We start from the raw sequence: 17,652 nt of genomic DNA on the forward strand, positions 1-17,652 counted from the left end.
GCCGGGTCCCGTCGACACGCGCGCAGAAAAACGCCGGACAGCCCTTCGAAAGACGGCTCGTCGGCGTCCGGTTCATGCGCCAGGGCCCTCGCGGCCGCCTTCCGCTTCCAGAAGCGCCACATCAGTCCAAGGATTCGCCCATGACAGGCTTCGATCGCCAGACGATCTCCGACACCACCGCCAAAATGCTGCTCGAAGTGCAGGCGGTGCACTTCAACGCGGAAAAACCGTTCATCTTCACGTCCGGCTGGGCGAGCCCGGTGTACATCGACTGCCGCAAGCTGATCTCGTATCCGCGCGTGCGCCGCGGCCTGATGGAAATGGCCGAAGCGACCATTCTGCGCGATGTCGGCTACGAGCAGATCGACGCCGTCGCGGGCGGCGAGACCGCCGGCATCCCGTTCGCCGCGTGGATCGCCGATCGCCTGATGGTGCCGATGCAGTACGTGCGCAAGAAGCCGAAGGGCTTCGGCCGCAACGCGCAGATCGAAGGTCTGCTGACCGAAGGCCAGCGCGTGCTGCTGGTCGAGGACCTGACCACGGACAGCCGCAGCAAGATCAACTTCATCAACGCGCTACGCACGGCGGGCGCGACGGTGAACCACTGCTTCGTGCTCTTCCACTACAACATCTTCAAGGAGAGCGTGTCCGTGCTGAAGGACATCGACGTGGATCTCCACGCGCTCGCCACGTGGTGGGACGTCTTGCGCGTCGCGAAGGAACAGGGCTATTTCGAGACCAAGACGCTCGATGAAGTCGAGAAATTCCTGCACGCGCCGGCCGAATGGTCAGCCGCTCATGGCGGAGCCACTGCCACGCCGCAATAAATAATCATTGCTAGCAAGCCATTAAAACGAAAAGCCGCTGATTTCAGTCAGCGGCTTTTTTGTTTTGCCAGTGTCGCGTCTATAACGATTTCGAATCCGACAGCGGTGTATCTTCGAGCGAACCGTCGCCTGTATAGGCGGAAAGGTTCATTAATCCGTTGCTTTGCGCGTACTGGAATAATTCCGAGTCTCGTTCGATGCCGAGTTTGCGCATTGCCGTGTTCTTCTGCGTGCTGATGGTCTTGATACTACGCCGCAGTTGCCCCGCGATTTCCGTGATGGTCATGCCGGACACGAAAAGACGCACTACTTCGAGTTCGCGCTTGGACAAAATGACGCCGCGCTGCTGCCCGGACGCGCCGATGCCCATGCTGTCGAGCGCCGCCTTCACCGACGGCCCGAGATATTCCTGCCCGCGCATCACATGCTGGATGGCCCAGCCGATGTGGTTCATGTCGTCGGCCTTGTTGATGATCGACACGACGCCCACTTCACGCAAACGTTTGAGCAAAGCCGGATTTTCGAGCATGGTCAGCACGACGAGCCGCACTTTCGGAAACTGGCGGCCGATGTAGCCGAGCAGCGGCATGCCGTCGCCGTATGAACCGCCGGGCATGGCGAGATCCGTCACCAGCACGTCGCACGGCGTTTTCTGCAAAAGCTGGACGAGTTCAGTGGATTGACGCGCCTGGCCAACGACATCGACTTCCGGAAACTTGCTGAGCGCCTGCGCGGCACCGAACAAAATCACAGGATGGTCGTCTGCAATGATGACCTGAATTCGCTGGCTCATTTATTCTTCTCCCAAATCCGGTCGACTGACTGCCACGCGAATCAAGTTCAAATGGTTCATATGTTGATCTACGAGTTTGAGTCTTCACCATCAGCCGCGCGCACAAAGAAAGACGACTGATTTCGCGCCATAGGTTTGGCCCCAAGGATCAAGCTTTTAATGCTTTGTTGCAATGTTAAACTGCAACCTCCTACGAAGCGCATCACTGAGACAAAAAACATCGTTGCAGCCGGCGAAACGCTGCTATATGAGTTCCAGCCGCTGCCAGGAGTCAGCCATGCGCGTCGCAAGTCGGATCGTGCGTTCCGGTCACGCTGTCACTGCATTCACGCTCGGGGTCGCGAGTGCGGCGGCGCTTCTATGTCATGCGCGCGGCGCAGTCGCGCAAGACGTGTTTTCCGTGACGAGCCCGGAACTGGCGCTGGGCAAGACCATCCGGCACGAACTGCTTTTCGACGATTCGGATTGCAAGGGCGGCAACCGCTCGCCGCAGCTTTCGTGGCGCGGCGCGCCCGCTCAGACGCGCAGTTTCGCCGTGACGATCTTCGATCCCGACGCGCCGGGACGCGGCTGGTGGCACTGGGCCGTCGCCGGCATTCCGCCGACCGTGACCCACTTGCCGGCGAATGCGAGCGCCTCGGGCGCGCTGCGCAAGATCGGCGCGGTCGAAGCGCGCAACGACTGGGACACGGACGGCTACGGCGGCCCTTGCCCGCCGCCCGGCAAGCCGCACCGCTACATCGTGACCGTGTACGCGCTGAACCGCGACGACTTGCGCCTGCGTCAGGGCACGCCCGCGCTCATGTTCGATCACGAAATCCGCGCGACCGCCATCGCGAGCGCGCAACTGACCTTTTCCGTCGGACGATAGCGCCCGCGCGATTGTTTCGCCGCGTGCGTGTGAGCGTGCGGTAGCCCCGGTAGTACGGAAATTGGCTGCGCTAGACTGACTGCGTCCGTGCGTCCACCCGCCAAGCATCGCCGCGAACCGCGCATCCGGACACGACCGCCGCTCACCATGCAACACGCGCGTCGCTCGCGCGCGCCGCCACGCGCGGCAAGAGGGAATCATGCCGAACATCGTCATCGTCTATCACAGCGGCTACGGTCACACGAAGAAGGTCGCGGAAGCCGTGCTCGCCGGTGCCACCGACGCCGGCGCGAACGGCAGGCTCATGCCCGTCGGCGAGATGGACGACGCCGCGTGGGCCGAGCTAGAAGCCGCCGACGCCATCGTCTTCGGCGCGCCGACCTACATGGGCGGACCGTCCGCCGACTTCAAGAAATTCGCCGACGCCAGTTCCAAACCCTGGTTCGAGCAGAAGTGGAAAGACAAAATCGCGGCGGGCTTCACCAACTCCGCGCACATGAACGGCGATAAGTTCCTGACCATTTCCTACTTCGTCACGCTGGCGATGCAGCACGGCATGATCTGGGTAGGCGCGGGCCTGATGCCGTCGAACACGAAAGCCGCCACGCGCAACGACCTGAATTTCGTCGGCGGCTTCACGGGGCTGCTTACGCAAGCGCCCGCGGATGCGTCGCCGGAAGAAGCGCCGCCGCCCGGCGATATCGAGACGGCGAAGACCTTCGGCGCGCGCATCGCCGCCGTCGCCGCGCGGTGGGCGGACCGTGCGGGCGCAGCGGACGCGGCGCCGGTCACGCCGTGACGCGTCAGCGGCCGCCGCTACGCGCGGTCGGCGGCTAGTCTCCTAATTCCGCGGACGCGCCCGTCCGGATCGACGATGCCTACGCTTCGGGTGCCGCCGACCGCTTAGGAACGGGCCAGGCCGGGCCGGGCTAAAACGCACGCTGCGCTGCCCGGCTAGTCTCCTCAAGTCTAAGAGCGTGCGCCCGCTTCGATGAATCCCGCTATTCCGCTAGCGACTTTTCCTTCGAATTCCGCGCAGGAATCGACATCAACCGGTCGCGAAATCGACTTAAAATGGCAGTTTTGCGGCGGCGCACGCGCGGCGGCCACGAACCAGCGAGATCGAGATGACCACGAAAGTATTTGTCGACGGACAGGAAGGCACCACCGGCCTGAAGATTTTCGAATATCTGTCGCAGCGCCGTGACATCGAAGTGCTGCGCATCGACGAGGCGAAGCGCAAGGATGTCGAGGAGCGTCGCCGCCTGATCAACGCGTCGGACGTGACGTTTCTGTGCCTGCCGGATGTCGCCTCGCGCGAGTCGGTTTCGCTGGTCGAGCCGGGCAACGACCGGACCTGCGTGATCGACGCGAGCACCGCCTTTCGCACGCACGAAGACTGGGCGTACGGCCTGCCCGAGCTATCCCGCGCGCAACGTGAACGGCTGCGCACGGCCAAGCGCATCGCGGTGCCGGGCTGCCACGCGTCGGCGTTCGTGCTGTCCATGCAGCCGCTCGTCGCAGGCGGGCTCGTGCCGGCCGATTTCCACGCGCACGCCTATTCGATCACCGGCTACAGCGGCGGCGGCAAGAAGATGATCGCGGAATACGAAGCGGGCGGCGACGCGCGCCTCAACAGCCCGCGCGCCTACGCGCTCGGCTTGACGCACAAGCATCTGCCGGAAATGTCCGTGCGCACCGGTCTGTCGCGCGCGCCGATTTTCACGCCGATCGTCGGACCGTTCCTGAAGGGTCTCGCGGTCACGACCTACTTCTCGCCCGACCAGCTCGCGCGCGCCGCCAAGCCGCAGGACGTGCGCGACCTGCTCGCCGAATACTATGCGGGCGAGCCGTTCGTGCGCGTGATGCCGTTCGACGCGGACAGCAATCTGGACAACGGCTTCTTCGACGCCCAAGCCTGCAACGACACGAATCGCGTCGACGTCTTCGTGTTCGGCAACGACGAGCGGTTTGTCACCGTGACGCGGCTGGACAATCTGGGCAAAGGCGCGTCGGGCGCGGCGATTCAGTGCATGAACCTCGCCATCGGCGCCGACGAAGCGACGGGGCTGGCGCGCTGAGTGCGCTGATTCAGACACCGTGTCGAGGACGAGCCGGCCTGCGGGCCGGCTTTTTCATGCGCCGCAACATGAAACCGACGGACGAAAAAAAGCCCGCCTAGGTCGGCGGGCTGAATCCATATCAGTGGAGACATGGAGGAGACAGGGACCACTGTAGCAAGAAATTTGATGCATTGCAACAAGCGCTTAGGGCTGTGTCATCGACAGGATGAATTGCAGTTGATCCGCCGAGATAGGCTTGACGAGGTGGATGTCGAAGCCCGCCTCCAGCGTCATATCGCGATGCTGCGGCTGCCCCCATCCGGTTAGCGCGACGAGCAGCATCGCGGCTCCGTTCGGCGATTCGCGCAGCGCCCGCGCGGCGGCGAGGCCGTCGACGAGCGGCATGCCGAGATCGAGAATCACCACTTCGGGTGCGAACTGCGCCGCCACTTCCACGGCCTGCGCGCCGTTGGCGGCGAGCGCCACTTCGTGACCCATGCCGTTGAGCAGATGCGCGAGGCCGGCGAGCGCGTCGTCGTCATCGGCTATCAGGATGCGCTTGGTCATGATGGCCTCACCGGTTGGCGGAGATTTCGAGCTTCAGCTTGTTGGAACCGGCGGATGCCGCCGTGATTTCCGTGCGCGCGCCGCGTGCGCCGAGATAGAAATGCTGCCGCGCGGGCGAGTTTTGATCGTGCGTCGCGTCCGGCAGACATGAGGCGATGTCAGCGGCCACGCCTTGCAGCGCGTCGGCGCTGGAGCCGCCGTGGGGAGTCCAGGTGCAGCGATAGTTCGCCTGCGAAGCGGCGCACTGCGCGTCGTCGCCGTAAGGCAACGCGAGCGGCCGGCCGTCGCTTGCCGTGAGCGAGGAGAATGTCGGCGATGCCGCGACGATGTGCTTGAGCGCATCGCAGGGGCTGGGCGTATCGCCGGCGCGGGCGGCGGTCGTGGTCGTCAGCACACCGCAATAAAGTGCGGCGAGCGCGACGCCTGAAATCTTCGCTTGCATCCGTGTCTCCTGTCGGCCGCACTTAGGGCTTTAGCCCTTAGTGCGGCCCCATGCATTCGCGGTCGGCCGCACTTAGGGCTTTAGCGCTTAGTGCGGCAGCATGCATCGCGGTCGGCCGCACTTAGGGCTTTAGCCCTTAGTGCGGCCCCATGCATCGTGGTCGGCTGCACTTAGGGCTTTGGCCTTTAATGCGCTCCCATGCATCGCGGTCGGCTGCACTTAGGGCTTTGGTCCTAGTGCGGTCCCATGCATCGCGGTCGGCCGCACTTAGGGCTTTGGCCTCAGTGCGGCTACATGCATCGCGGTCGGCTGCGCTTAGGGCCTTAGCTCTTAGTGCTGCTTCATGCATCGCCGTCTGACGCTTTGGGGGTTCGGCCTTTTTTACAGCTCCGTGCATCCCGGTCGGGCGGCAATTAGGGTTTCGCTCTTCGTGCTGCTTAATGCGTCGCGGTCGGCCGCAGTCAGGGTTGTAGTCCGTGGTGCGGCTTCATGCATCGCGGTCGGCCGTACTTAGGCTTTAGCCTTTCGTGCAGCCCCATGCATCGCGTTCCGCCGTTTTCCGCAACTCAACTCCGTCCGAAGCCAACGCCTCACAGTCCGCGCCTACGCACGTGCAGCCAGCCCATGCATCGCGGCTCCCGCAAACCTCGTGCGCCGCGGTTAAACCGTTGAGCGCAGACACGGCGTGCGTTGGAAAAGCATCAGGCGCTTTCAGCGTCTCGGCATTCCCACCGCGCGGTCCGCCGCCCGCTGCAACGCGAACCCTTATCGAAGTCCGCCTAAACTGCTCCGCCAAACACGAGCCTGCGAACGGTTTCGCCGCAAACATAAGACCGATGACTGAGGCCACTATCCATCGCTCGCTTGCCCGCGTATGTTCGGCATCGAATCAAACTCCAACACAAATCGAGCAAACTGTGCGCCCGTTCGCTCGACGCTTCGAGCGCTAGCGCACATAACATCGGCGGTGAAAGCTCAATGCCGGAGCAGCGCCATCATCGCGCCGAAGCCTACGAACAGGCCGCCCGTCAGCCGATTAAACGCCTGCGCGACCGCCGCGCTTTTCAGCTTCTCGCCGATGCGCGCGCCGAGGCCCGCATAGACCGTGAACCAGCTCACCTCGATCACCGCGAGCGTCGCGACGAGCACGGCGAACTGCGGCAGCACGGGCCGCGCCGCGTCGATGAATTGCGGCAGCAGCGCCGCTGCGAAGAGGATCGACTTCGGATTGCTGCCCGCCACGAGGAAGCCGTTGCGATAAAGCGCGGCGGGTGTCGCGGAACGCGTTCGCGCGTCGGGGGTGCTCTCGCGAACGGCCATCGCGCTCGCCTTCGCGCGCCAGCTCTTCACGCCGAGCCAGACAAGGTACGCCGCGCCCGTGAGGCGCAGCGCATCGAAGAAACCCGGCCACGCTTCGAGAAACACGCCCAGCCCCGCCGCCGATACCGACAGCATCAAAACGAGCGCGCTGAGACTGCCGGCCATCGTCGCGACGGAGCGGCGCAGGCCAAAGCGCGCGCCGTGCGTCATCACGAGCAGCATGTTGGGCCCCGGAATCGCGGATATGACAAACACCGTGGCGACGAACATCCACCAGACATGCAGACTCATTGCGGCCTACCTAAGAAGAATGGGACTGCGATTATGCCGCGTCTTTTCCTCTGGAGATCACTGCCCGGCGCGCCGCGCCGCCACTTGCCCCAAGACGGCAAAGTCCTTCTCGCCGTCGCCGTGAGCAAGGGCGTCGACCAGGTTGTCTCGCACCACGCTCGCCACGGGCAACGGCACGTTCACGGCTTCGCCGGCTGCAATCGCGAGGCGCACGTCCTTCAGCCCGAGACGCGCCTTGAACAGCGCGGGCTCATAGCGGCGCTCCGCAATCATCTTCCCGTAGCCCTGATACACCGGCCCCGGAAACAGCGAGTTCGTGATGACATCGAGGAAAGTCTGCGCCTCGATGCCGTGTCCCGTGACGAGCGCCGCCGCTTCGCCGACGGTCTCGATCGCCGAGCCGAGCATGAAATTCGCCGCGAGCTTCAGCACGTTCGCGTGCTCCGGCTGCTGGCCGACGCGCCACGTCTTCTGCCCCATTGCGTCCAGCACCGGCTGCACGCGTTCGATGTCCGCGTCCGCGCCCGCCGCGAGAATGTTGAGCTTGCCCGCCGCGGCGACATCCGGCCGGCCGAGCACCGGCGCCGCTACATAGCCGACGCCGTGCTGCGCGTGCAACTGCGTGAGTTCGACGGCGAGCGCAGTCGAGATCGTCGCCATGTTCACGTGCACGAGGCGCTTCGAAGCATCCTTCGAAGCATGCTTGAGCAAGCCGCCTTCGACGAGAACGGAGCGCAGCGCGTTATCGTCGGCGAGCATGGAGAACACGGCATCGCCGGAAAACGCCTGCTCGGGTGTATCGACCACGGACGCGCCCTGGTCCGCCAATGCCCGGGTTTTGTCGCGCGAGCGGTTCCATACGCGCACCGAGTGCCCTGCCTTCAGCGCGTTGCTCGCCATCGCGCCGCCCATCTCGCCCAATCCGATGAAGCCGATATCCATTGCCTGTGCTCCTTTCATTGAGTTCCCGTCGCGCCCACGGCGCGCGGCCGTGCGCCAGTAGAGCACATCGCCCGGCAGCACGCAGCGGCGCGCGATGCCATACTTGCTCGCATGGTCAACGCGCGCTTTCATTTTCACGATGAACTGAACGACTTCCTCGCCCGGCCGCAGCGAGGGCGAACGTTCGAGTGCGCGTGCCCGCCGACATCGTCGACGAAGCACATGATCGAAGCGCTCGGCGTGCCGCACACCGAAGTCGGCCTGATCGTGCGTAACGGCGTGCCCGCTGGCTTCGACGCGCAGATCCAGCCGGGCGATTGCATCGAGGTTTATCCGGCGGGCCACGCGCCGCCCGATGTCGCGGATGGCGGCTCGTTGCTGCGCCCGCCTTTGCAGCCGGCGAATCTGCGCTTCATCGCCGACGCGCATCTTGGCGGGCTCGCGCAATTGCTGCGGCTCGCGGGCTTCGACACGCGCTACGACAACAACTTCCCGGACGATGAAATCGAGCGCCTCGCGCACGAAGAATCGCGCGTCGTGCTGACGCGCGACCGCGAGTTGCTCAAGCGCCGCACCGTGCTGCACGGCTGCTACGTGCGCGCGCTGCAACCGGACGAACAATGGCGCGAGGTCGCGGACCGGCTGAATCTCGCCGCCCATGTGCGCGCGTTTCGCCTGTGCCTGATGTGCAACGCGCCGCTGCGCGCCGCCGCGCCCGACGAGATCGCCGGCCGCGTGCCCGACGGCGTGCGGGAACGCCACACGCGCTTCGTCACCTGCGATGTCTGCCGGCGCGTCTTTTGGGAAGGCTCGCACTGGCGGCGCATGCGCGCGCGCATCGACGCGATGGCGGAAACCGGTCCGGCCTGAAGCGAGCACGGGCAAGCGCGGCAGCCGGGCCAGTACAATACGGCTCCATCGACACTGCGGCTCCGGAGCATCACGTGAACAAATTTCAGCTGGAACAGAACAAGGCGTTCAAACTCGCCAACGATCTCAAGCAAGGCGGGCGCGCACGCGTGGGCGCGGCCGACGCGCCGAAAGCCGACCGACGCGAGCAGCGCAAGCTCGATCAGGCGAAAGGGCTCGTTCCCTTCGCGTGCAAGCTCGACGAAAAGCTCGTGAAGCAACTGAAGGAACGCGCCGAAACGCACGAAGGCGGCATGACCGAGGCGCTCGCCGAACTGCTGGTCGCAGCCGGCCTTTCACGCTGAGCGTCGCTCAGACGCTGCCTTCTTTTTCGATCACGAGAATGCGCGCCGCGCCGACCGGCTCGGCGTAATGCTCGTCGCCGGCCTGGGCGTAGAAGATATCGCCCGCCTTCAGCGTCAGCGTGCGCTCGCCTTCTGCGTCGCGCACGTGCATCCGCACCACGCCGTCCATCACGGCGAACACTTCTTCGCCGTCGTTCACGTGCCATTTGTACGGCGCATCCGTCCAGTGCAGACGGCACGACGTGCCGTTCATCACGCAGATATCGAGCGCGCCCCACGCGCGCTCGGCCGTGAACTTGCCGCTTTCGATCACTTTCATGCGATGCCGCCTAGCGAGTGAATTCGCGCGCTTCGTCGACGTCGGCGTGGCGCGTCGCGGGAATCGCCGCCACCGCGATCAGCGAAAGCACGACGCCGCCCATCACATAGAACGTCGGCGCGAGTTGCGAGCCGGTGACGCGAATGAGCCACGTCACGATGAATTGCCCGAAGCCGCCGAAGATCATCACCGCGATGTTGTATGCGAGTGAAAGGCCGGTCGAGCGCAGGTGCGCGGGAAACAGCTCCGAGAGCAGCGCGCCGAACGGCCCGTAGTAGCCCGACAGCACGATCGAGAGCGCAGCCTGCACGATCACGAGGCGCATCACGCTCGGCTCCGCCGCGAGCCACGCGAAGAGCGGATAGATAATCACGAGCGTGATCCCGAGCGACCACAGCGTGAGCGCCTTGCGTCCGATGCGGTCGGACCACGCGCCCGCCACCGGCGAGAGCACCGTCAACAGCAGATTGCCGACGATCAGCGCCGTGAACGACTGGCCGTACGGCAGCTTGAGTTGCTTGACCGCGAAGGTCGGCAGATACGCGATCAGTACATAGACCGTCACCGTCAGCGCGATCACCGCGCCGAGACCGCACAGCACTTCACGGCCATGCGTGCGGAAGACCTCGCCGAGCGTCGCGCGGCGCGCGGTCTTCTTCACGTGCATGAAGGCTTCCGTGTCCGACATGTTGCGGCGGATATACAAGCCGATCGGCCCGATCACGAGCCCGATGATGAACGGCACACGCCAGCCCCACGACTCCAGCGCTTGCGGCGACAGCCCGCGCGAGATCGCCGCGCCCACGACCGCGCCGAGCAAGAGGGCCGCCGCCTGACTCGCCATCTGGAAGCTGCCGTAGAAACCGCGCTTAGAAAATGGCGCGGCCTCGATCAGCAGCGCGGTGGAACTGCCAAACTCGCCGCCCGCCGAGAAGCCCTGCAACAGCCGCGCGACGACGATCACAATGGGCGCGCCGATGCCGATGGCCGAGTACGGCGGCGCAATCGCGAGCAGCAGAATGCCGAGCGTCATCAGCGCGATGACGAGCGTGAGCGCCGGTTTGCGCCCGGCGCGGTCAGCGTACAGCCCGAGCACGATGCCGCCCACGGGCCGCATAACGAAAGCCACGCCGAAACTGGCCGTGGTGAGAAGAATCGACGAGTAGTCGTTGTCGCTCGGGAAGAAGAGCCGCGCGATCACCACCGTCATGAAGCCGAATACGACAAAGTCGTACCATTCCAACGCGTTGCCGATCACCGCCGCGCTCACCGCGCGGGCATTTAATGGTCTGTCTGCCATGCAAATCCCTGTAGATTGATCGATCGGCGCCGGGCTTGCGCGGCCGGGATATTTTTTCCTTGGCGAGTGTAAAGACCGCGCGTGGCCTTATCAAGCGACAAGCAACGAAGAAAAGCGCGCCGGGCTTCGCAGCCGGGCGCGCTTCGTCGTGGTCGTCGGTTCTAGGTCAGGCCTTCTTCGCGTAGGCGCTGCACCAGCCCTTCGCGGCGACCTGCTTGCCGCCGAACATCGGGCACGGCGCGAACGGATCGGACGCCTTGCCCTGATAGAACTGGCAATTGCCGCAATCCTGGCCCGCTGCGTACTTCGGGAACTTGGCCTTGTCGACCTTGCTCGCGTCCAGCTTGTAGCCGAGCGCCTGCGCGGTCGGATCGCTTTCCTCGACCTTCGGCGCATCGGCGAAAGCGACGCGCGAGCCGAGCGCGAGCGTCGACGCAACGCCTACGCTCGTCATCAGAAATGTGCGACGGGATGTCTTCATGGTGACTCGCTCCATGTTGTATTGGGGGAAAGCGCCGTTCTGGCGACGGCGATGCCCGAGCATAACAACACACAAGCGTTTCGATGGCGACAAATGTCGGAGATAAGCGCTAATGAACGCTCAGCGCAACATGTCGGCGACCCGTTCGCCAATGGCGAGCGACGCCGTCAGCCCCGGCGATTCCATGCCGAACAGGTTCACGAGCCCCGGCACGCCATGCGCCGATTTGCCCTGGATCATGAAATCCGCCGCCGCCTGGCCGGGACCGGAGAGCTTCGGCCGAATGCCGGCGTACGCCGGTTGCAGCGCGCCGTCGGGCAAGCCGGGCCAATACGCGCGAATGGCTGCATAGAAGGAATCGGCGCGACGCGGATCGACGTCGTAGTTGATCGACGGCACCCATTCCACGTCGGGGCCGAACTTCGCCTGCCCGCCCATATCGATCGTCAGATGCACGCCGAGTCCCGCTTCGTTCGGCATCGGATAAATGAGGCGCTCGAACGGCGCGCGTCCGCTCACGCTGAAGTAGTTGCCCTTCGCGAAGTAGAGTGGCGGCACGTGACGGTCGTCGAGACCGCGAATGCGCCGCGCGATGTCGTTTGCATGCAGCCCCGCGCTGTTGATCAGATACGACGCCCGGAAGCGCGCCGGCGCTTCCCCGCCCGTTTCCACGATGAAGCAGCCTTCGCGCGCCTCGATGCTCACAACCGGCGTATGAAACACCACGCCTGCGCCGTGATTTTCCGCGTCGCCTTGCAGCGCGAGCATGTACTGATGGCTATCGACGATGCCCGTGCGCGGCGAATACACCGCTTCGACGCATTGCAGTTGCGGTTCCATTTCCTTCGCTTCTGCGCCGCTGATTCGCACGAGCCCTTCCACGCGATTCTCGACGCCCTTCTGCTCGATCGCCGCGAGCTGCGGAATCTGATTGCGCGCCGTGGCGACGAGCAGCTTGCCGCACTGCCGGTGCGGCACGCCGTGCGCCTCGCAGAACGCGTACAGCATTTCGCGCCCGCGCACGCACAGTTCCGCCTTCAGCGAGCCGCGCGGATAGTAGATGCCCGCGTGTATCACCTCGCTGTTGCGCGAACTCGTGCCGATGCCGATGGCTTCGCCCGCTTCCAGCACCATCACTTCGCGCCCGCGCAACGCGAGCGCCCGCGCGATGGCGAGCCCGACGACGCCCGCCCCGATTACCACGCATTCGATCCGATCCATGTCCTTTCCCGCGCCTTCTCGATGCGACCTATTCTACGTGCGGGATTATTGCGCGTCGCACAATAACGCACGCAGCGAGCAGCGTTTCCCGGTGCAATTCGGAAAAAGGCAAGAATCTGGCCGCCAGATGCTGAAAATAGCGCGGTTCGACAGCGTTTCGCGCGAATCGCGAAACCGCGGCTGGTTAGAAGCCCATAAATTTGCGGCGCGATTGCCGGTCCAGTTCGATGTCGCGCGCCTCGACGTGGTGCCTGCCGTCGATGCGCGCGTTGCCGAACGCGTTCAACATCGCGCGCCGCATGCCGCGCGGCGACGCCTGCGTGAGCGCATCGAGCGGCGCGTCGCCGAGCGTTTCGGGAAAGCGGCTGCCCCACGCGTGCGCCTCGCGAATCTCCGCGTAGATGGCCTGCGCGATGCGCCGCGCGCCCTCGCGGTCCGGCGCCGGAATCTCGTACACGTTCATGCGGTTGAGAAGCGGCTCCGGAATCGCGCGCGCGTCGTTGGCCGTGGCGATCCACACGACATTGCCCGCGTTGATCGGTACCTCGGCGAATTCGTCGATGAAGCTCTGCGCCGTATCGTGTTCCAGCAAAGCGTAGAGCGCGCCGAGCGGATCATATTGCGCGTCGCCGGTGGCCTTGTCGATTTCATCGACGGTCATCACGGGGTTCGCGTAGCTGCCGTTCACGAGCGCGTCGAAGACCTTGCCCGGCTTCGCATTGCGCCATTGCGACGACGCGCCGGACAGAATCCAGCCCGCCGTGAGCGAGCTCATCGCGACATAGTGGCAGGACGTGCCGAGCAGCCGCGCGAGCTGCTTCGCGAAGTGCGTCTTGCCGATGCCCGGCTCCCCGAGCAGCAGCATCGGCATGAGTTCGAGGCGGTCCTCGGTTTCGAGGCACAGCGCGATCTGCTTGCGGATATCGTCGAGCGGTTCCTCGAAATTCGGCAGCGATGCCGCGAGATCGTCGATGGAAGGCATGCGGTTGGGCTTCACGCAGAAGCGCAGGTTGCCCACCTTCAGCATCTTTTCGTAGGTCGCGCGCAAGGCTTCGCTCGCGCCCTCGGAGAGATCGTTCAGCGCGGTCTCGACGTCGTCGAGACTGTAGACCTTGCTGAACGACGCCACTGCCAGTTCTTGTTTGACCACGGCCGTCGTCATGTCGCACCCCGTCTTTTTTCGCTTCGACGAGTTCAGTGTATCGATGAAAGAATCACGCGCAAGCGAGCAGTCGCGGGCGTCTGCTGCCAATTTTGAGAAAGCGGAGCGCGCACGGCGCACGCGAGTATCATCGTCGCGATGCCGCGGCGGGCGGGTTCGGAACGTGCTCATCAAGCCGCGAGGTTGGAATCGACGGGACGCGGCCTCACATGATCCGTTGATGCGCTGAACCGCGCCCCGTCCGTCTTGTCAGAACGAAGTCGCCGGGCAACACGCGTTCGGCGGCCGCCGCGCCATGTGAGTTGCGCGCGTCGGCTGCCATCCGATTAGCCCGAGCGCCGGAGAAGCTTTCAATGACTAAAACGAATCGCATCGCATTTCCGCGTCTCATCCGATCCGCGCTCATATCCTGCGCGTGCCTCGCCGCAAGCCATGGCGCTTTTGCGCAAGGCACGCCGCAACCGGTCAATTGGGAATTGCAAGTGGTGCGCGACGGCCAGCAGATCGACTCTTTCTCTGCCACCACGAACGTCGGCCAGGCGAAAACCGATACGCATCACAACATCGTGCAGAACCGCGTCGGTTGCGCGGACAAGCCGGCCGGCGACATCGACCTGCAACGCACGCTCACCGTTTCGCCGACGCACGCGAGCGCCGACGACATCACGCTCGCCATCGAGGCGCAGGAGACGCTTGAGAGCGACGCCTCGCAGACGTCGGCCTCGGGCTGCAAGGTGCCGCCGACGCCGCGTCAGGTGGCCGCGTCGCATCCCGGCCTCGTGTTGAAACCGGGCGAATGGGCGCAGTGGCAGATCATCGACAGCAATCCGTCGCTGCTGTACCGCGTGCGCGCGAGCCTGGCTTCGTCCGCGCCGGCGCAGTAAGCCAGCGCACCACGCACACAAAAACGAACGCATGCGAAATCCAGAACATCTTCCGCCAGCACCGTCCGCGAATGCGGTCACGCCGGATTTCACGGCGGTGAGCTGGAATCTGCATAAGGGCCGCTCGCCGCTCGGCCTGCGCGCATGGAACGCCATGCAGCGCTGGGTGCAGACCACCAACGCGGACGTCTATTTTCTACAGGAAGCCATGGCGCGGCGGCTGCCGCAGCCGGTGCTCGCAAGCGGCTTCGGCAAGCCGCTTTCCGCGCCGCTCGACGATGTCTGGCATTGCCAGGCCACCGAAATCGCCACCGCGCTCGAATTGCAGATCGCGCTCGGGCCGAACGTCTTCAAGCCGTCGTGGCGGCACGGCAATGCGATTCTTTCGCCGCATCCACTTGATCTATCCGGACGCTGGGATATCTCGGCGCATCGGTTCGAAAAGCGCGGGCTCCTCGTCGCGCGCGCGGCCTTCGCGGGACACGCGATCACGCTCTTGTGCGCGCACCTCGCGCTGACGCGCGCCGCCCGGCTGCGTCAAATGAACTGGATTGCGCACTGGATCGCGAAGGAAGCGCCCGAAGGCCCGCTCGTGCTGGCGGGCGACTTCAACGACTGGCGCAACGATTCCGTGCCGCTCTTCGGCGAACTCGGCATGAACGAAGTGGCGACGATGCTCGGTGAATCGGGGCGCACGTTTCCGGCGTTTTCGCCGGCGCTCGCGCTCGACAAGATGTTCGTGCGCGGTCTGAAGCCGGTGCAGTGGATCGTGCCGACGCAGGATACCGCGTGGCTCTCCGATCACTTGCCCTATATGGCGAAGCTGCGCATAGCCGATTGAAGCGCGACTCAGGGGCGCGTGATCAGCGCCTCGAGATCGTTGATCGAAACCGGCTTGGTCAGATGATGATCGAAGCCCGCGTCGAGCGCGGTCTGCCGGTCCTCCGCGCTGCCGTAGCCGGTGAGCGCGAGCAGAAGCGCGTCGCGGGTCGCATCGCGCTTGCGCATCTCGCGCGCCACGTCGAGCCCGTTCATGCCCGGCAAGCCGATGTCCAGCACCACGACGTCCGGCCGGAAGTCGTCGATGGAGTCGAGCGCGCACACGCCGTCGGACTCGGTGCGCACTTCGTGGCCGAGCGCCTCGAGCAGCATCGACAGGGCGAAGGCCGCATCGGCGCTGTCATCGACGAGGAGGATACGGCGGCCCAGCGCGCCGTGATTCGTTTCGGCGTTGAAAGTCATGCGCAGTCTTCGCACTTTATTGAGATGATCGGCCGACTGTAGCACATGCCGCACGGTCGGACAGGAGGAGACCGCAATGCCGCCGCGCGACGGCTCTGCTATCGTGATTCTTTCGGCTGCACCCGCACTGCCATGTTCGATCTCTTCGACGACATTCCCAAGCCCGATATCGCGTGGCATCCGGACTGGATCGACGCGGACGCCGGCTCCGACCTGATGGCCGCGCTGATCGACGAAGTACGCTGGCAGCAGGACACGATGAACACGCCGGGCGGCCGCGTGCCGCTGCCGCGCCTCACCGCGTGGCAAGGCGAGCCCGACGCGGTCTACGTCTATTCGGGCATCCGCAACGTGCCGCAGCCGTGGACGCCCGCCGTCGCGCAGTTACGCGACGCCGCGCAGGCCACGTGCGGCGCCCGCTTCAACAGCGTACTCATCAACCGATACCGCGGCGGACAGGACAGCATGGGCTGGCACGCCGACAAGGAACGCGAGCTCGGCCCGGAGCCGGTGATCGCTTCGGTCAGTCTGGGCGCGACGCGCACATTCGAATTCCGCCACGCGCGCACGCACGCCACGCACGCGCTTTCGCTGACGCACGGCAGCCTGCTTGTCATGCGCGGACGCACGCAGCAAGAATGGGTGCATCGCGTGCCGAAAGAGCCGGGCGCGCGCGGCGAGCGCATCAATCTCACGTTTCGCTGGGTGGACGCGTCGAAAGCCCGCAAGTAGCCGTCGAATCAAGGCCGCCGCGCGATGAAGTCGATCTCCACGAGCGCATCGCGCGCGAGCCCCGTCACGCCGATGCAGGTGCGCGCCGGCAACGGCTTCGGGAGGAAATACGACCGGTAGACGGCGTTCATCGCGTCGTAGTCGCGCTTGAATTCCGTCAGGAAGATGCGCGCGCTCACGACGTGATCGAGCGTCAGGCCGAGGCCGGTCAAGACGAGAATCAGGTTGTTCATCACGCGCCGCGTTTGTGCCGCGATGCCTTCGGGCAGCGGCGCGCTGTCGTCGTCGGGATCGGTCGGCATCTGGCCGGTGAGAAACACCCAGCCGTCGGCTTCGGCCGCGTGCGAGAACGGGCCGACGGGCGTCGGCGCGCCGTCGATCATCGAGAATTTGGGTGGATGGCTCATGGCGTGGTATCGAGTGCAGGGTCCGCTACGTTAGCGCGTCAAAATTGGCGCGGCTTACCCGAAGGATTGGCTCGAAGGATTGCCGACGCGCCGCAAAAAAAAACGCGGCGAAAACCCTTCGGCTCGCCGCGTCTTCCCGTAGCGTCTTGCATTACCAGCCGTGGCGATCGTGCCAACGCTCTTCGCGCCGCTCGCGCCGCCATTCGTGCTCGCGCCATTCGCGCCGCTCACGCCATTCGCGCTCGCGCCAGCGGTCGCCGCTATTGCCATAGCCGTAGCCGTATCCATAGGCAACGGGCACAGCCGGCTGCACGTACACCGGCTGCGCCGGCGCGTAGTAAGGCACCCCATAGGCCGGCACGCCGATTCCCACTGCGACATCGACATGCGCGGACGCCGATGCGGATGCAGCCAGCGCCGCCATGCCTGCGAGCCCGATAACCGTACCAAGAAGTTTCTTGTTCATTTCGCTTTCCTCCCTGCACCGAGTGCCGTGTGAGTCAGATGCAGTCTAGAGAGCGACGCCTGACACAGGTGCAACAGCGATGCCAGAAAGGTAACGCGACGTAACGGC

The 17,652-nt window shown here is 64.7% G+C and carries 22 protein-coding genes; 9 read left to right on the forward strand and 13 right to left on the reverse strand.

Annotation, left to right across the window (positions count from 1 at the left end; all coding sequences use genetic code 11):
• Positions 1-140 precede the first annotated feature (140 nt).
• Positions 141-827 carry an orotate phosphoribosyltransferase gene (locus tag HWX53_RS00100; protein WP_175938293.1) on the forward strand — a complete coding sequence of 229 codons (687 nt, stop codon included), beginning with the start codon at positions 141-143 and terminating at the stop codon, positions 825-827.
• 79 nt (positions 828-906) lie between these two features.
• On the opposite strand, the gene HWX53_RS00105 is transcribed toward HWX53_RS00100, so the two are convergent.
• Positions 907-1,620 (reverse strand): response regulator, encoded by a 714-nt coding sequence (locus tag HWX53_RS00105; protein WP_159837224.1) that lies wholly within the window; start codon positions 1,618-1,620, stop codon positions 907-909.
• A 277-nt stretch (positions 1,621-1,897) separates the two neighbouring features.
• Here HWX53_RS00105 and HWX53_RS00110 point away from each other — a divergent pair, with 277 nt between their 5' ends.
• The 3 genes from HWX53_RS00110 (at position 1,898) to argC (ending at position 4,572) form a co-directional block, all read left to right on the forward strand.
• A complete protein-coding gene (locus HWX53_RS00110; RefSeq protein WP_175938295.1) occupies positions 1,898-2,491 on the forward strand; it encodes a YbhB/YbcL family Raf kinase inhibitor-like protein in 594 nt (197 codons plus the stop codon).
• A 199-nt stretch (positions 2,492-2,690) separates the two neighbouring features.
• Positions 2,691-3,290 carry a flavodoxin family protein gene (locus tag HWX53_RS00115; protein ID WP_175938297.1) on the forward strand — a complete coding sequence of 200 codons (600 nt, stop codon included), beginning with the start codon at positions 2,691-2,693 and terminating at the stop codon, positions 3,288-3,290.
• A 328-nt stretch (positions 3,291-3,618) separates the two neighbouring features.
• Positions 3,619-4,572 (forward strand): N-acetyl-gamma-glutamyl-phosphate reductase, encoded by a 954-nt coding sequence (gene argC / locus HWX53_RS00120; protein ID WP_175938299.1) that lies wholly within the window; start codon positions 3,619-3,621, stop codon positions 4,570-4,572.
• Positions 4,573-4,758: 186 nt separating this feature from the next.
• Here argC and HWX53_RS00125 read toward each other — a convergent pair whose 3' ends face one another.
• The 4 genes from HWX53_RS00125 to HWX53_RS00140 form a co-directional block, all read right to left on the reverse strand.
• The gene (locus HWX53_RS00125; protein WP_175938302.1) at positions 4,759-5,121 is read right to left on the reverse strand and encodes a response regulator; all 363 of its coding nucleotides are present in this window, start codon (positions 5,119-5,121) and stop codon (positions 4,759-4,761) included.
• Between the two features lie 7 nt (positions 5,122-5,128).
• A complete protein-coding gene (locus tag HWX53_RS00130; RefSeq protein ID WP_175938304.1) occupies positions 5,129-5,563 on the reverse strand; it encodes a hypothetical protein in 435 nt (144 codons plus the stop codon).
• 975 nt (positions 5,564-6,538) lie between these two features.
• The gene (locus tag HWX53_RS00135; protein ID WP_175938306.1) at positions 6,539-7,174 is read right to left on the reverse strand and encodes a LysE family translocator; all 636 of its coding nucleotides are present in this window, start codon (positions 7,172-7,174) and stop codon (positions 6,539-6,541) included.
• 57 nt (positions 7,175-7,231) lie between these two features.
• Positions 7,232-8,116, reverse strand: coding sequence for an NAD(P)-dependent oxidoreductase (locus tag HWX53_RS00140; protein ID WP_175938308.1), 885 nt, complete (start codon positions 8,114-8,116; stop codon positions 7,232-7,234).
• A gap of 111 nt (positions 8,117-8,227) precedes the next feature.
• On the opposite strand from HWX53_RS00140, the gene HWX53_RS00145 reads away from it, so the two are divergent.
• On the forward strand, positions 8,228-8,986 hold the full coding sequence (locus HWX53_RS00145; protein WP_175938311.1) for a Mut7-C RNAse domain-containing protein: 759 nt from the start codon (positions 8,228-8,230) through the stop codon (positions 8,984-8,986).
• Between the two features lie 74 nt (positions 8,987-9,060).
• Entirely contained in the window at positions 9,061-9,330 is a 270-nt protein-coding gene (locus HWX53_RS00150) for a hypothetical protein (protein ID WP_175938313.1), read from the forward strand.
• Between the two features lie 7 nt (positions 9,331-9,337).
• On the opposite strand, the gene HWX53_RS00155 is transcribed toward HWX53_RS00150, so the two are convergent.
• The 5 genes from HWX53_RS00155 to HWX53_RS00175 all read right to left on the reverse strand — a co-directional run bounded on the left by HWX53_RS00155 (position 9,338) and on the right by HWX53_RS00175 (position 13,813).
• Positions 9,338-9,649, reverse strand: a complete 312-nt coding sequence (locus HWX53_RS00155) for a cupin domain-containing protein (RefSeq protein WP_175938315.1) — start codon at positions 9,647-9,649, stop codon at positions 9,338-9,340.
• A 10-nt stretch (positions 9,650-9,659) separates the two neighbouring features.
• Positions 9,660-10,949: an MFS transporter gene (locus HWX53_RS00160; protein ID WP_175938317.1), complete on the reverse strand. Its 1,290-nt coding sequence runs from the start codon at positions 10,947-10,949 to the stop codon at positions 9,660-9,662.
• A gap of 166 nt (positions 10,950-11,115) precedes the next feature.
• Positions 11,116-11,430 (reverse strand): high-potential iron-sulfur protein, encoded by a 315-nt coding sequence (locus tag HWX53_RS00165; RefSeq protein ID WP_175938319.1) that lies wholly within the window; start codon positions 11,428-11,430, stop codon positions 11,116-11,118.
• A gap of 120 nt (positions 11,431-11,550) precedes the next feature.
• On the reverse strand, positions 11,551-12,651 hold the full coding sequence (locus HWX53_RS00170) for an NAD(P)/FAD-dependent oxidoreductase (RefSeq protein WP_175938321.1): 1,101 nt from the start codon (positions 12,649-12,651) through the stop codon (positions 11,551-11,553).
• Positions 12,652-12,835: 184 nt separating this feature from the next.
• Positions 12,836-13,813, reverse strand: coding sequence for an AAA family ATPase (locus HWX53_RS00175; protein ID WP_175938323.1), 978 nt, complete (start codon positions 13,811-13,813; stop codon positions 12,836-12,838).
• 353 nt (positions 13,814-14,166) lie between these two features.
• Here HWX53_RS00175 and HWX53_RS00180 point away from each other — a divergent pair, with 353 nt between their 5' ends.
• Together HWX53_RS00180 and HWX53_RS00185 are read left to right on the forward strand one after the other, a co-directional pair.
• Positions 14,167-14,697: a hypothetical protein gene (locus HWX53_RS00180; RefSeq protein ID WP_175938325.1), complete on the forward strand. Its 531-nt coding sequence runs from the start codon at positions 14,167-14,169 to the stop codon at positions 14,695-14,697.
• 31 nt (positions 14,698-14,728) lie between these two features.
• Positions 14,729-15,538 (forward strand): endonuclease/exonuclease/phosphatase family protein, encoded by an 810-nt coding sequence (locus tag HWX53_RS00185; protein WP_175938327.1) that lies wholly within the window; start codon positions 14,729-14,731, stop codon positions 15,536-15,538.
• An 8-nt stretch (positions 15,539-15,546) separates the two neighbouring features.
• Here HWX53_RS00185 and HWX53_RS00190 read toward each other — a convergent pair whose 3' ends face one another.
• Entirely contained in the window at positions 15,547-15,939 is a 393-nt protein-coding gene (locus HWX53_RS00190) for a response regulator (protein WP_175938329.1), read from the reverse strand.
• Positions 15,940-16,071: 132 nt separating this feature from the next.
• Here HWX53_RS00190 and HWX53_RS00195 point away from each other — a divergent pair, with 132 nt between their 5' ends.
• On the forward strand, positions 16,072-16,671 hold the full coding sequence (locus tag HWX53_RS00195) for an alpha-ketoglutarate-dependent dioxygenase AlkB (RefSeq protein WP_175938331.1): 600 nt from the start codon (positions 16,072-16,074) through the stop codon (positions 16,669-16,671).
• Positions 16,672-16,679: 8 nt separating this feature from the next.
• On the opposite strand, the gene HWX53_RS00200 is transcribed toward HWX53_RS00195, so the two are convergent.
• On the reverse strand, positions 16,680-17,078 hold the full coding sequence (locus HWX53_RS00200; protein ID WP_175938333.1) for a RidA family protein: 399 nt from the start codon (positions 17,076-17,078) through the stop codon (positions 16,680-16,682).
• A gap of 151 nt (positions 17,079-17,229) precedes the next feature.
• Positions 17,230-17,544 (reverse strand): hypothetical protein, encoded by a 315-nt coding sequence (locus HWX53_RS00205; RefSeq protein WP_175938335.1) that lies wholly within the window; start codon positions 17,542-17,544, stop codon positions 17,230-17,232.
• Positions 17,545-17,652: the final 108 nt, after the last annotated feature.

The sequence above is a fragment of the Caballeronia sp. BCC1704 genome, from assembly GCF_902833455.1.
In the GTDB taxonomy this organism is placed as follows: Bacteria; Pseudomonadota; Gammaproteobacteria; order Burkholderiales; family Burkholderiaceae; genus Caballeronia.

Bases quoted from the DNA above. Each gene is read 5' to 3' on its own strand.
- HWX53_RS00100 (WP_175938293.1), top strand. From the start codon at position 141: ATGACAGGCTTCGATCGCCAGACGATCTCCGACACCACCGCCAAAATG.
- HWX53_RS00105 (WP_159837224.1), bottom strand. From the start codon at position 1,620: ATGAGCCAGCGAATTCAGGTCATCATTGCAGACGACCATCCTGTGATT.
- HWX53_RS00110 (WP_175938295.1), top strand. From the start codon at position 1,898: ATGCGCGTCGCAAGTCGGATCGTGCGTTCCGGTCACGCTGTCACTGCA.
- HWX53_RS00115 (WP_175938297.1), top strand. From the start codon at position 2,691: ATGCCGAACATCGTCATCGTCTATCACAGCGGCTACGGTCACACGAAG.
- argC (WP_175938299.1), top strand. From the start codon at position 3,619: ATGACCACGAAAGTATTTGTCGACGGACAGGAAGGCACCACCGGCCTG.
- HWX53_RS00125 (WP_175938302.1), bottom strand. From the start codon at position 5,121: ATGACCAAGCGCATCCTGATAGCCGATGACGACGACGCGCTCGCCGGC.
- HWX53_RS00130 (WP_175938304.1), bottom strand. From the start codon at position 5,563: ATGCAAGCGAAGATTTCAGGCGTCGCGCTCGCCGCACTTTATTGCGGT.
- HWX53_RS00135 (WP_175938306.1), bottom strand. From the start codon at position 7,174: ATGAGTCTGCATGTCTGGTGGATGTTCGTCGCCACGGTGTTTGTCATA.
- HWX53_RS00140 (WP_175938308.1), bottom strand. From the start codon at position 8,116: ATGGATATCGGCTTCATCGGATTGGGCGAGATGGGCGGCGCGATGGCG.
- HWX53_RS00145 (WP_175938311.1), top strand. From the start codon at position 8,228: ATGGTCAACGCGCGCTTTCATTTTCACGATGAACTGAACGACTTCCTC.
- HWX53_RS00155 (WP_175938315.1), bottom strand. From the start codon at position 9,649: ATGAAAGTGATCGAAAGCGGCAAGTTCACGGCCGAGCGCGCGTGGGGC.
- HWX53_RS00160 (WP_175938317.1), bottom strand. From the start codon at position 10,949: ATGGCAGACAGACCATTAAATGCCCGCGCGGTGAGCGCGGCGGTGATC.
- HWX53_RS00165 (WP_175938319.1), bottom strand. From the start codon at position 11,430: ATGAAGACATCCCGTCGCACATTTCTGATGACGAGCGTAGGCGTTGCG.
- HWX53_RS00170 (WP_175938321.1), bottom strand. From the start codon at position 12,651: ATGGATCGGATCGAATGCGTGGTAATCGGGGCGGGCGTCGTCGGGCTC.
- HWX53_RS00175 (WP_175938323.1), bottom strand. From the start codon at position 13,813: ATGACGACGGCCGTGGTCAAACAAGAACTGGCAGTGGCGTCGTTCAGC.
- HWX53_RS00180 (WP_175938325.1), top strand. From the start codon at position 14,167: ATGACTAAAACGAATCGCATCGCATTTCCGCGTCTCATCCGATCCGCG.
- HWX53_RS00185 (WP_175938327.1), top strand. From the start codon at position 14,729: ATGCGAAATCCAGAACATCTTCCGCCAGCACCGTCCGCGAATGCGGTC.
- HWX53_RS00190 (WP_175938329.1), bottom strand. From the start codon at position 15,939: ATGACTTTCAACGCCGAAACGAATCACGGCGCGCTGGGCCGCCGTATC.
- HWX53_RS00195 (WP_175938331.1), top strand. From the start codon at position 16,072: ATGTTCGATCTCTTCGACGACATTCCCAAGCCCGATATCGCGTGGCAT.
- HWX53_RS00200 (WP_175938333.1), bottom strand. From the start codon at position 17,078: ATGAGCCATCCACCCAAATTCTCGATGATCGACGGCGCGCCGACGCCC.
- HWX53_RS00205 (WP_175938335.1), bottom strand. From the start codon at position 17,544: ATGAACAAGAAACTTCTTGGTACGGTTATCGGGCTCGCAGGCATGGCG.